We start from the raw sequence: 12,046 nt of genomic DNA on the forward strand, positions 1-12,046 counted from the left end.
CGCTACCCCTTACCCGGGCCGGACTTTCACCGGCTGGAACGCGCCAGCTTCGCCTGGCGCACCAGAAATTCCACTTATCCCCGCTGTTCAAATTTCCCGAGCCAGCTCTAAGGCCGTCCCGGCTCGTTATACATGCCATAGACGGCGTCGGCCGGAAACGCTCGAACAAGCCCTTCCTCTACCATCAGGCGGGCCCCACCAAGCCCCTCCTCGGCCGGCTGGAAATAAATTGCACATGGTGGTTGCCCGCTGCGTCGTCTGCTGCGAGATGTGCCGTGGTTTCCCTACGATTTGCCCATGGTAGGTTCTTCACTCCGTTGCGGATGTGCCCGAAAGGGCCGTGGTTTCCCTACCGATTTGCCCATGGTAGGTTAGCCTGCCGGTAATCCGTATCCTTCATCTGGCCGTGGTTTCCCTACCGATTTGCCCATGGTAGGTTGCAGCCTGGATCCGCACCTCGCAGCGCACCGCCGTGGTTTCCCTACCGATTTGCCCATGGTAGGTTAACCCTCTATTTCAGCCGGTTGCGGACGCGGCCGTGGTTTCCCTACCGATTTGCCCATGGTAGGTTCCATCGTGATTTGCCCCCACTGAAAATAACGCCGTGGTTTCCCTACCGATTTGCCCATGGTAGGTTAACCATCTCGTCGCCGTGAAGACGGCGGCGGCCGTGGTTTCCCTACCGATTTGCCCATGGTAGGTTCCTCAACTCCGTGACGATATCGTCTTTGCAGCCGTGGTTTCCCTACCGATTTGCCCATGGTAGGTTGCGAACCGGCGGCTCTGGCTGGAGGCGGCCAGCCGTGGTTTCCCTACCGATTTGCCCATGGTAGGTTGTTTTCGGAGTTTTCGATGCGGTCATAATCGCCGTGGTTTCCCTACCGATTTGCCCATGGTAGGTTCGCATCGGGCGGCGGCATCGTGTCGCCGCCGCCGTGGTTTCCCTACCGATTTGCCCATGGTAGGTTGGATGGCGGTTGACCGGGCATCGTTCGGTGGCCGTGGTTTCCCTACCGATTTGCCCATGGTAGGTTCTCCCGCGCCGTGCGGCGGCTATGGCAGGAGCCGTGGTTTCCCTACCGATTTGCCCATGGTAGGTTACCAGATCGAGCGGGCCGGACCAAACCGATGCCGTGGTTTCCCTACCGATTTGCCCATGGTAGGTTCGCAGTTGGCCGACGCAATCTGAAAACCCCGCCGTGGTTTCCCTACCGATTTGCCCATGGTAGGTTTATGCAGCGACCGTCGCGGGGGTGCCCGGCGCCGTGGTTTCCCTACCGATTTGCCCATGGTAGGTTAGAAGCCCAAGGCTCAGGCGTCAAAGACCGGCCGTGGTTTCCCTACCGATTTGCCCATGGTAGGTTGGGACGCGCGATGCCCGAATGCTCGCTTTGGCCGTGGTTTCCCTACCGATTTGCCCATGGTAGGTTGCTTGGTGCCTTCGCCGTTGCTTTTTTCCTGCCGTGGTTTCCCTACCGATTTGCCCATGGTAGGTTTCCTCTCTCGAAGGCTTGCTTTCCAGCATCGCCGTGGTTTCCCTACCGATTTGCCCATGGTAGGTTTGCGGTGGCGTGATCGAAGACAGCCCTTCAGCCGTGGTTTCCCTACCGATTTGCCCATGGTAGGTTAGCCGTCAGAACAGGTCCAGCACGGCGTTTGCCGTGGTTTCCCTACCGATTTGCCCATGGTAGGTTCGATACCGCGAGCGGCACCTGTTTCATCCGGCCGTGGTTTCCCTACCGATTTGCCCATGGTAGGTTTAGTGTTGTATCAATGGATTGGACTTCACCGCCGTGGTTTCCCTACCGATTTGCCCATGGTAGGTTGTTTGTAGTCGGTGCAAACTGAATACCAAGGCCGTGGTTTCCCTACCGATTTGCCCATGGTAGGTTTTGCCCGATGGGTCGGAAATCACGAACTGGGCCGTGGTTTCCCTACCGATTTGCCCATGGTAGGTTACAATCACCGCGGTTAAACCAATCAGAATCGCCGTGGTTTCCCTACCGATTTGCCCATGGTAGGTTGCCTCGGGCAAGGAAGAGCGCAACGCCGTAGCCGTGGTTTCCCTACCGATTTGCCCATGGTAGGTTGGTGTAACCCGTTTCCCGGCGCCAGTTGAAGCCGTGGTTTCCCTACCGATTTGCCCATGGTAGGTTGACGCGCAAACCGGCGAGATCGAAATTCTCGCCGTGGTTTCCCTACCGATTTGCCCATGGTAGGTTGTGATCCTCTCCATTGAATATGATGACGTAGCCGTGGTTTCCCTACCGATTTGCCCATGGTAGGTTAGTCAGCACCGACAGCAACGGCAACCGGATGCCGTGGTTTCCCTACCGATTTGCCCATGGTAGGTTACCAGTCGGGCCACCGCAGCGAGCAACCTGGCCGTGGTTTCCCTACCGATTTGCCCATGGTAGGTTTTAGTCATATGGGAGCCGCTACACACGAAAGCCGTGGTTTCCCTACCGATTTGCCCATGGTAGGTTGGTTCAAGGACTTTCAATGTCCTGAAACACGCCGTGGTTTCCCTACCGATTTGCCCATGGTAGGTTGTCTCTAAGGCCGCTAAGGCCGACTTGTGTGCCGTGGTTTCCCTACCGATTTGCCCATGGTAGGTTTCGCCTGGGTGGCGGATGCGCCCGGCATGTGCCGTGGTTTCCCTACCGATTTGCCCATGGTAGGTTTCATTGCGGATGCGACCGGCTTTGATTTGGGCCGTGGTTTCCCTACCGATTTGCCCATGGTAGGTTAGCCGACGCGAACCGTCATGGCCGGTGGCGGCCGTGGTTTCCCTACCGATTTGCCCATGGTAGGTTCCTGCAGGGCTCGCAGCGCTCGCTTAACGAGCCGTGGTTTCCCTACCGATTTGCCCATGGTAGGTTCTACTCGCCTCGCTGGAGACCGTCTTCAGCGCCGTGGTTTCCCTACCGATTTGCCCATGGTAGGTTACCTTTGCGACAACCGGCTGAAACTGCTGTGATTTTTGCCTTTTTGACGAGGCGGAAATCACAGCAGGACCATTTGAGTCGAGGCGAATCGCTCGGTTTTTGGAGCAAGCCCCAGCATAAGTTCCATGCGCCCATACTGCTTGTCCGTTACCTGCAACGTCCGTACGCTTCCTTCCTTGGGCAGCGCCGAGCGGACGCGGCGGATGTGTTTATCCACCGCATCTTGCCCGCGGCAAATGCGGGCGTAAACAGAAAATTGCAGCATGATGAAGCCGTCGTCCCTCAGCGCGTTGCGGAAGCGGGTCGCCCGCCGCCGCTGCTCCTTCGTTCCGACGGGAAGATCGAAAAAGACCATGAGCCACATGAAACGGACATCCTCGGCTTTCATTGCTCGACATCAATCCTCGCCGGCCCAGCCTGGGGTTTGCAGAAGCGCCGCGCTGTTGTGCTCCATGGCGCGGACCATGGACATGGCGACTGCCTCGGTGGCTGCCAGTATGGTCATGCGCTCCGGGCCGATGGCTGCAGAGCGATTGAGGATGGCAGCCATGAAACGGCGATCCTCGACAGTCAGTTCTTTATTCTCGCATTCCTGCGCCCGCTCATGCACCGCCAGATCGACGAAGGGACGAAACGGCTCGATCAGGTCATCGACCAGATTGAACGCATTGGATCGTGACGCGTGATGGACACCGAATGCCGGCAGCAGCCCTGACGCGGTGCAGGCTCGGGCGAGCGCAGCGCGTATGACTGCATATCCGTAGTTCAGCAGGGCGTTGCGGCGGTCTGTCTCATTTCCTCGCGTGAAGCCGGAGAAAAGATCAGGCCAATAGCTGCGTGCCGCCTGCGCCTCGATATTATCAGGATCACCGGAGCCTACCCGCTCGGCCATGGCCAGAAGCGTCTTTTCCCGCGGACGCCCGAGATGGGCGAGGAGCGTAGCCTGATTGCGGATCTTGGCGACGACCAGCGCCTGCCACAGGCGCTTCTTCAAGGGCTGGCTGATGCCAATTTGGAGGTGGGCGATATGAGCCTGCACATGATGCTGGTGAAAAGGCAGAAGAACGCCTGCCGGATGATGCTTGCTGTCCGGCACGATCATGGCGATGCCCCCTTCGGCGAAGGCGGAGAGGAGGCTGCCACTGACGCTCACCTGCGGCGTGTCGAGGACGAGCCAGGCAATGTCTTCGATGGCGAGAGAAACCTCGCCGTCGTCCTGCGCGACGACGAGTTGCCGGTCACGAAAGGTCAACCGGGAGGGTTGTGAGATATGCACTCCTCGCCATGCCATGTGCGGACCTCGTTTTTCACCTCGAAGCGGGCGCCAAACCGGTCAACAGTATATTTGCGAATACTTAAAAGAGTCTTTGCTCCTATACCTCTGATTGCGGTCGTCGGATCATTCCAGGAATCAAGACTAATCGCGCCCGTCGATCTGTCGAGGCCGGAAAAATAACCTTCGAATACCTCCCCTGTGGACTTGGCCACTTCGACATAACTCCTCGGATAAAGGCTGAAGCGGAATGTGTGTCCTGCATCGATCTGCGTCCATTCGCTCTCGTCCTTATAGGCGACTACCGACCGCATCGGCGGATGAGGCCATGCTTGTCTGTTCATCACCTGATGCGGGTATATCGGCACGAGATACCACTCATCCTTACCCTTGCGGTTCGGCTTGGTGAAAACATCCACACGCACCATCTCGCCGCGATCGGCCGTCCCCCCACGGACCATGACGGCGGCCTTGTTTTTAGCCGCCAGCCGGACCTTGGCGATCATATGCCCCTGCTTTGATTTAGGTAGCTTGTCGGCAGGTCGGCCTTCGGCGATCCAGGCGCGGACGGCCGCGACGATCAAATGATTGCGCTCGGGATCCTTGATCCGGTCGAGATCGGCTTCCTTCAAGGCGGTAACGGCCTTCCGCTCGAAGACAATGGTTTCGCCATCGCGCATTGCGACCTGCCTGATCGTCGCCGCATGGCCTTCCCCCCGGGCGCGGCGGCGTTCGGGCCGGGCAACGAACGCCTTTTCGTACGCCGCAAGAACATCGTTCCGGAAGCCGTCCCACGGCGGAGTGACGCGCCGGAGCGGACGCCCGAGACCCTGCTGCTCCCATTCCTGGAATGACCGGGTCAGGCGCTGCACCTCCCCCTCCCCGATGGCGGCGACAGTCAAGGCGTCGAGCGCGTGATGCCGGTCGTCCCTCACGCGTTCACCATTGATTTTCTTGAGCGATTCCAGGCCCCAGGCCTGCCGCAACGCCGCTGTCAGCGCGCCCGGGCGGGTGTACACACGGCGGCGCTCGCCCTTCCCGGCCCGTTCGCCCACGGGGTAGAAGAGTTTCACCGCTTCCGCCAGCAAGCGCGCCGCATAGCGCGTGTCGTTGAGATTACGCTCGCGGAATTTCTTCGCGGCCTCCTCGGCGTTCTTCAGCAGATAATTGCGTTTCTTGAAGCCGCGCAATTGCTTGTTCGTCTCGACACGTTCGACAAAAGCCTCCCACGCATCTGCGCCTTGCCCCGCAAGCCACTCATAGGGTGTGGCGCGCTTCTTCTGCTGGTTGGCGCCGGCAAGGCAGAGGGTCTTGTTGTTGAAGCTGTCATCGCCGAAACGGGACCATGGCAGGATATGATCCACCTGCACGCTGTTGTCCGTGGCGATCACTTGGGTGATGTGGATATCCTTGCCCGTATAAAGGCATTTGCCGCCCTGCTCTTTCCACAGGCGGTAGCGCAGCAGCGTATCGCCATTCACGTGGGTCAGGTTCAGAAGCTCGGCCACTTCCTTGCGCTCGCGCTCGCGCTGGGCGGTGATCTTGTCGATCTCGCTTTCGATTTCACGGCGCTTTTCGATGCTGTTGCCGACGTCACGGGCAAGCTCGATATGGATGGAGCCGGGCAGGCCCCATCTGTTGCGCATGGCCCAAAGCTGTTTCAATCCTTCGGTCAGCGCCTTGCGGGCGATAGGATTGGCGATGCTTTCGCCGACTTCCTTCACCAGATCGTTGAATTGCGCCTTGGTCGTCACGGCATCCCGGTCCGACAGGCCGGACACGGCGTGATTATAACCCGCCAAGGCACATGCCTCGTCGTAGCGCTTGCCCTGTTCCAGATGAGGCAGCAGGGCGCGGCATGCCTTGGCGGATATATGTCCTGCCCCCTTGAATTTGGCGAATAGAGCCTTTTCGTCATCCAGCGCGGCCAGCAACGCATCGAGCACCGCCGCTTCCAGCCCAAGTTCCGCGAGCTTTGCAGCAATCGTGTCGTTAGTCTCGAAGAAGCTCAACACATGCGCCACGTCATCCAGTTGGTCGGGGCGATCGCGCATTTGCGCCCAGAGCGTTTCGCCCAACGCCTTGCGAAGCGCGGCGGTGCCCGGCAGGGCTTCTCCGGTGCGAGTGGCGATATCCCGGCCTTCGTCCTCCGGCTTGATCGTGGTGAAGCGCTCATCACCCGCAAGCCCGATCAGGCTGCGCACTTTCTTGGCCGTTAGCTTGGCCGTCTTGCCGAGGTCGGAAGTCGCCCGCGCGAGTTCGTCCGGCGACAGCGGCTCTTCACGGCCATCCGCTCTCCTGACCCGCAGGTTGATCAGCCGGGTCAGCAGGCGGAAGCGCTCGAAGGACGGCGCCAGTTTCGCCGCCCGCTTCTCATCGGGCTCGAAAATGCATGCACCCACGAGCTTCTCGCTGTCCTGCATCGGCTTTTGCCGGAAGGCGATGACCTTGTACGCCTCCTCAAGCTCCGGTGAGGCGAAATCCTGTCCAAGCCGCCTTTGTGCAGCAAACAAGCTGCCCACTTCATGAAACAGATCGTCCCGGCTCGCGGTGCGGTCGAAGACGCCATCGCGATTACGCCGCCGCGCGGCAAAGTCCGGATCACGGGCGAACATCTCACCTACGGTCCGGTATCGCGCCAACCGCTCCTGGGTGGCCTCCAGCGCTGCAAGCATCTTCTTGTCGTCGCCGCTGGTATTGGCTGCCTTGCGCTTGGCGGCGGATTTAAAGCCGCGCCGTTTGGCGATGTGGGCAAGCGCGACGGCGAACTCCACTGGCTTCAATGGTTTGTCGAGGCCGCGAGCCCTGAGTTCCCATGGATTGAGACCAGGCTTCTGCCCTTTCAGCATTTCGGGTTTCAAGGATGACAGCAGCCCATGCGCGTGGAACACCTGACGAATCTCCGTCATGCGCTTGCGGCGGCGGCGAGTGACACGGCGCAACAGGCGATTTCCACGGCGGATTTGATTGGTGGGCGTGCGTTCCTTGTCGGTTTCCGGCACATCGAAACACCAGCTGCCAAGGCCCTCGATGACACCAGGCGCATCCATTATCGGACGGCGCAACACCGCCCAGCCCTCCGAGCCGATACCCAGATCGATCCCGAACGCCAGACTTTCGTCAATCATATCATCCCCCACAATTTCCCCTTGACTTATTCTGTTTAGCAAGATCATCTCGACCTTGGCAAATCGGTAGGGAAGCCACGGTAACAGAATTACCGAAAGGTTTTCTCTGTGAAGGATCATCCCTCGTCGGGAAACCGGCGGGGGAGATTCCTTGAATAAGATTACGAAAAATCAGAAGGGCTGGTCTTCGGGATCTACTCCCGGCAATCTACCTAGCCAAATATTGCTCGTCTTTCTTTGGTGCTCCGACCACCTTGAGATAGAATTTAGCGAATGCCCGATTAGGATCCTGTTTCTGATAGGACCTATCCGATCTCGACATTAAACTTCGACGATACTGCAACGATGAAGACGGCCGAAGGGCTGTCCCCCGGCCGTCTTTGGTCCAGTCGAAGGACGACCGGCAGGTGGCGTCGCACGCCAGAGTTAGAGTTCCTGCGCCGTCGGACGGAAGAGGATTTCATTCACTGCGACATCCTCGGGTTCGTTGATCGCAAAAGCGATCATCCTGGCAAACGTGTCGGCTGGCACCCCGACCTGACCTACGTAATCCTGGTTCGTCTGCTGCACGTCCTTCTCGCTGATGTGCTCGAGCAGCTCCGTCTTGACGGCTCCCGGCGAGATGATCGTAGTGCGGATGTTATAAGGCGCCATCTCCTGCCGTAGCCCCTCCGACAATACCCTCACTGCGAACTTCGTCGCCGAATATACGGCGGACCCGCCAAAGAGCTTGTGACCGGCTACGGAGGATACATTGATGATGTGGCCCGACTTCTGCTCCTTCATATGAGGGCGCGCTGCAGCGATGCCGTAAAGGACGCCCTTGACATTCACGTCGATCATCTGGTCCCATTCGTCGACCTTCAGCCTCTCCATGGGACCGGGAACTGCGCCTCGCCGCCCTTGAGCTTGTTGTAAGGCGGCTGGTAGGCCGGCGTGCCTTTCTCGAGCTCAACGGCCGAATTCTCAACGATGTCAATGGCGAGGCTCAGGCGCTGCCCGCGCTCAAGAACCTGCCGCAGGGCGTTCGGCTGGTCGAACAGGGAGAATTGCAGCGCAGTTCCGAATTGTTCCAAAGCTTCGGCATTGCCATGGCAATCGGTGTCTTCTGCATCTATGCCGTGCTGGTTTTGCTCTTTCACGATTTCCTTCAACCGCTGACGATCCTCATGGCGCTACCGCTGTCATTCGGTGGGGCTCTGTTGCCGCTGGTTATCACCGGTAGGAGTTTCTCCATGCCCGCCGTGAACGGCTTGCTCATGCTCATGGGCGTTGTGACGAAGAACTCGATCCTGCTGGTCGAATACGCCATCATGGCGCGGCGGCATGGCGCGATTCGATGCTCTCGTCGACGCCTGCCACAAGCGGGCACGTCCCATCGTGATGACCACGATCGCCATGGGATGCGGCATGCTGCCCGTGGCCTTTAGCCTCAGCGGCGGCGATTCGAGTTTCCGCCAACCCATGGCAATCGTCGTCATCGGTGGCCTGCTGACCTCGACGTTCCTCAGCCTCCTGGTCATCCCCGTCATCTTCACATTCGTCGATGACTTCCTCGAACTCCTCAAACGGTTAAGGAAGTCTCTTCCCTGCCCCCTCTCAGTCCGCCGCATCTGACCTGTCTATCGTTCTTTCGAAATTTCTGCGTCCTCTTGAAGATTGTTTCGGGTATCCATGGCAGCGCCCATGAGACAGAACTGGCTTAAAGGATTTTCGGCTCATCGTAGCTAATCAAAGGAAGCGAAGATGAGACGGAAAACCGGGCCGCAGACATCGACGGCCGAGAAGACGATCAAAGACATCCGCCGCGCCACGCGCAAGCACCATTCGGCGGAGGATAAAATCCGCATCGTGCTGGAAGGACTGCGCGGTGAAGACAGCATTGCCGCGATTTGCCGCCGCGAAGGGATCGCCGAGAGCCTGTATTATAGCTGGTCGAAGGAATTCCTTGAAGCGGGCAAGAAGCGGCTTGCAGGCGACACCGCCCGTTGCGATGATCTGCGGATTCAAGGACGTAAGGACGTCTCGCATTTCAGCAAAGCTTTCCGATCAAAGTACCGGCAACCGCCCTCATCCGTACGGCGCAAGTCAATTATCGGTTCGGAAGCCGAACCCTGACTTGTTGCGATCATGCACGGTGCGCTTTTGCTGTCGCCAGTCACTAAGGTGCTGTTTTTACGAACAGCGCTATGAACAATGCAGCAACAAGCATCACGACGCTGCCTGCGATGAACACCCCGACAATGCCGCTCAGGCCGAACATGAGGCCCCCGGTTGCAGCTCCGGCGGCGATAGCTCCCTGCACCGAGGCAACCACCATTCCACCAGCGCTCTCTGCCTGATCGGGAACCGAACGCGCCACCCAGGTCGACCAGGCGACCGGTACGCCACCGAATGCCAAACCCCAGAACGCTACCAGAAGTGCCAGCCCAAGGCCCGAGACAGGCAGGAAGACGAGCGTCAGACCAGCTACACCAACCAGTGCCGGCATCAGCACGAGCGTTGAATGCAGACTCCGTTCCATCAACCGTCCACCAAGGAGAGTGCCGGCGAAGTTCGCCACGCCGAAACCAAGCAACATCAGCGCCAGCACATCGGAATTAACGCCAGCAGTGCTTTCCAGAAATGGCCGGATATATGTGAACAGCGCATAATGACCGGTATGTGCCAGAATGCAGCCCAGCATGCCAATGGCAATGCCCGGACGCAGCACAATGTGCAGCACCGTCCCCAGTCCGGCCGTGGTTTTGCGAGGGGCCAGCCGCGGCAAAGTGAAAAGCTGAAAGACCAGTGTCACCAGCCCGATAGCCGCTGCTGCATAAAAGGCGCTACGCCACCCGAACAACTCTCCCAGATAACTGCCAAGCGGAACGGAGACGACGGTCCCCACAGCGATACCGCTGAAGACAATCGACAGCGCTCGTGGAAAAAGTACGGTGGGCACCAGCCGCATCGTGACGGCCGCAGCCATGGCCCAGAAGCCACCAAGGGCAATGCCGAGAAAGACACGCATCACCAACAGGATCGTCATGCTGGAGGAGACCGCCACCAGTAAGTTGGAGGCGATCATCAACGTGGTAAAGGCCAGGAGCACGACCCGCCGGTCAAGCGCTCTTGTCAAAACCGGCACGAACAGACCGGAAAACAGGGCGACCACCGCGGTTATGGTGACGGCTTGCCCGGCCAAAGCCTCAGACACGCCAAGTTCAACGGCCATGGGGGTCAGGAGGCTGGCAGGAAGATACTCTGCCGTCAGCAGGCCGAATACGCCCATTGTCAGCGAGAGCACCGCAAGCCATACGGCGGATACAGGTGCTTCATGCGTTGTGTCATCGCGCTCTGTGTCTAGTGCAGAGTTGCCAGCGATATCAGTCATCCAGGTTCCTTCCATAATCAATCAGGTTGACCGGAACCTAGACATCGAATGCAGGACGATCTATGATCTATCAACCTGATTGTTTGATAGAAACTCCTGACATAGCCTTGCAAGATTCGTTCGCGCTCTCCTCTGACCTCGTTAGCGAGTTGCTGTCCGGCATGCGCCTGCGCGGTGTCCAATACCGTCGCATACAGACGGGGCCGGAGTTTGGTATCAGCTTTGACGCCCAACCTGGTCATGCCTATTTCCACTACCTTGCCGTGGGGAACGCGCTCTTGCGGAGCGCGGACGGCACGTTGCACAGGCTATCGGCAGGCAGCGCCGTTCTTGTGCCCCAAGGTGAAAACCATGCGTTGCTGTCGGACAATAACGTCTCAGTGCAGCCTATCGATAGCTTTGCTACCGCCGCCCTTGGCGACACTGTCAGTGGGGTGGACACCTGCCCCAGCACCAGCACGATACCAAGCGCCATCCTGTTTTATGGCTGCATGGAGTTCGATCTCGGCGGGATGCAGGGACTTGGTAAGCTGATGCCACCCTTCATGCTGGCTGACGCCCAGAACAGCCGCTATCCGGGGCTGGTGCCCATTTTTACCAGCATGAAGAATGAAATCTGCTCGGGCCGGATCGGGTTTGCAGGCATACTCGCGCGACTGGCTGAGGTGATGGCCGCCATGATCGTGCGAGGCTGGATAGAATGCGGCTGCGACGACGCCTCCGGCCTAGTTGCAGCCTTGCGCGATCCGCGACTGGCCCGGGCCATTCTAGCGCTACATCGGCACCCCGGCCGTGACTGGTCGGTGGAAGAACTGGCGGCGGAATGCAATATTTCCCGTTCGGTCTTTGCGGGGCGTTTTCAGTCTACGATTGGTATCCCGCCGCTACGATATGCTGCGGAACTTCGAATGAGGCTTGCGGATCAATGGTTGACCCGCGACAGACTTACCATAGACACTGTCGCGCATAGGCTCGGCTATACGTCTCAAGCCGCCTTTAGCCGTGCCTATAAGCGTGTGACCGGCCACCCTCCAGGGGCCGGCCGGCAGAGAAGGCTTTTAACAACATCGTGAGCGGCCAATTCCGCCATTAACCGCCTTGTGACAGACCCGCTTCAGTTTAGGTAGTCAGACAGGAAAGAGCGTACCATCGAAGGAATGGCTCGTTCGGCGGTTGGATGACGTCCCTGGGAGCTTGGCCCAATGCTGCCTAGGGAAGGTCATGTAGGCGAGCACATCTTCTTCGGCGCTATCCATGAGGTGTGCCAGTTTGGGAACCTTCGGCCTGATCTGGTCGGCAACGAGCTATGATGGGAATTGGG

Annotated in this window: 5 protein-coding genes, 5 pseudogenes and 1 CRISPR repeat array; of the genes and pseudogenes, 3 read left to right on the forward strand and 7 right to left on the reverse strand. The window is 58.9% G+C overall.

All coding sequences use genetic code 11. From position 1 onward, the window contains the following. Window positions 1-116: 116 nt before the first annotated feature. The 5 genes and pseudogenes from IEX53_RS23990 to IEX53_RS18560 all read right to left on the reverse strand — a co-directional run. Window positions 117-242, reverse strand: a pseudogene (locus tag IEX53_RS23990) (M20/M25/M40 family metallo-hydrolase); the annotation flags it as partial. Between the two features lie 95 nt (window positions 243-337). Continuing rightward, window positions 338-2,948: direct repeats of the CRISPR family, unit length 36 nt; unit sequence GCCGTGGTTTCCCTACCGATTTGCCCATGGTAGGTT. Window positions 2,949-3,006: 58 nt separating this feature from the next. After that, complete coding sequence (gene cas2 / locus IEX53_RS18545; protein ID WP_188825675.1) at window positions 3,007-3,336, reverse strand: CRISPR-associated endonuclease Cas2; 330 nt, start codon at window positions 3,334-3,336, stop codon at window positions 3,007-3,009. A 9-nt stretch (window positions 3,337-3,345) separates the two neighbouring features. After that, window positions 3,346-4,239 (reverse strand): type II CRISPR-associated endonuclease Cas1, encoded by an 894-nt coding sequence (gene cas1, locus IEX53_RS18550; protein WP_188825676.1) that lies wholly within the window; start codon window positions 4,237-4,239, stop codon window positions 3,346-3,348. Continuing rightward, window positions 4,197-7,349: a type II CRISPR RNA-guided endonuclease Cas9 gene (cas9, locus tag IEX53_RS18555; protein WP_188825677.1), complete on the reverse strand. Its 3,153-nt coding sequence runs from the start codon at window positions 7,347-7,349 to the stop codon at window positions 4,197-4,199. Before cas9 ends, cas1 begins: the two co-directional genes overlap by 43 nt. 426 nt (window positions 7,350-7,775) lie before the next feature. Continuing rightward, window positions 7,776-8,243 (reverse strand): annotated as a pseudogene (locus IEX53_RS18560) (SDR family oxidoreductase); the annotation flags it as partial. Between the two features lie 50 nt (window positions 8,244-8,293). Here IEX53_RS18560 and IEX53_RS18565 point away from each other — a divergent pair. Together IEX53_RS18565 and IEX53_RS18570 are read left to right on the forward strand one after the other, a co-directional pair. Then, window positions 8,294-8,966, forward strand: a pseudogene (locus IEX53_RS18565) (efflux RND transporter permease subunit); the annotation flags it as partial. A gap of 129 nt (window positions 8,967-9,095) precedes the next feature. Then, window positions 9,096-9,338: pseudogene (locus IEX53_RS18570) on the forward strand (transposase); the annotation flags it as partial. 172 nt (window positions 9,339-9,510) lie between these two features. Here the strand turns inward: IEX53_RS18570 and IEX53_RS18575 are convergent. Next, the gene (locus tag IEX53_RS18575) at window positions 9,511-10,725 is read right to left on the reverse strand and encodes an MFS transporter (protein ID WP_188825678.1); all 1,215 of its coding nucleotides are present in this window, start codon (window positions 10,723-10,725) and stop codon (window positions 9,511-9,513) included. Between the two features lie 62 nt (window positions 10,726-10,787). Here IEX53_RS18575 and IEX53_RS18580 point away from each other — a divergent pair, with 62 nt between their 5' ends. Next, window positions 10,788-11,798, forward strand: a complete 1,011-nt coding sequence (locus IEX53_RS18580) for an AraC family transcriptional regulator (RefSeq protein ID WP_188825679.1) — start codon at window positions 10,788-10,790, stop codon at window positions 11,796-11,798. Window positions 11,799-11,891: 93 nt separating this feature from the next. On the opposite strand, the pseudogene IEX53_RS23995 reads toward IEX53_RS18580, so the two are convergent. After that, window positions 11,892-12,026 (reverse strand): annotated as a pseudogene (locus tag IEX53_RS23995) (transposase); the annotation flags it as partial. Window positions 12,027-12,046: the final 20 nt, after the last annotated feature.

Origin of the sequence: Paramesorhizobium endophyticum (assembly GCF_014640615.1) — a bacterium.
GTDB classification, from domain to species: Bacteria; Pseudomonadota; Alphaproteobacteria; order Rhizobiales; family Rhizobiaceae; genus Paramesorhizobium; species Paramesorhizobium endophyticum.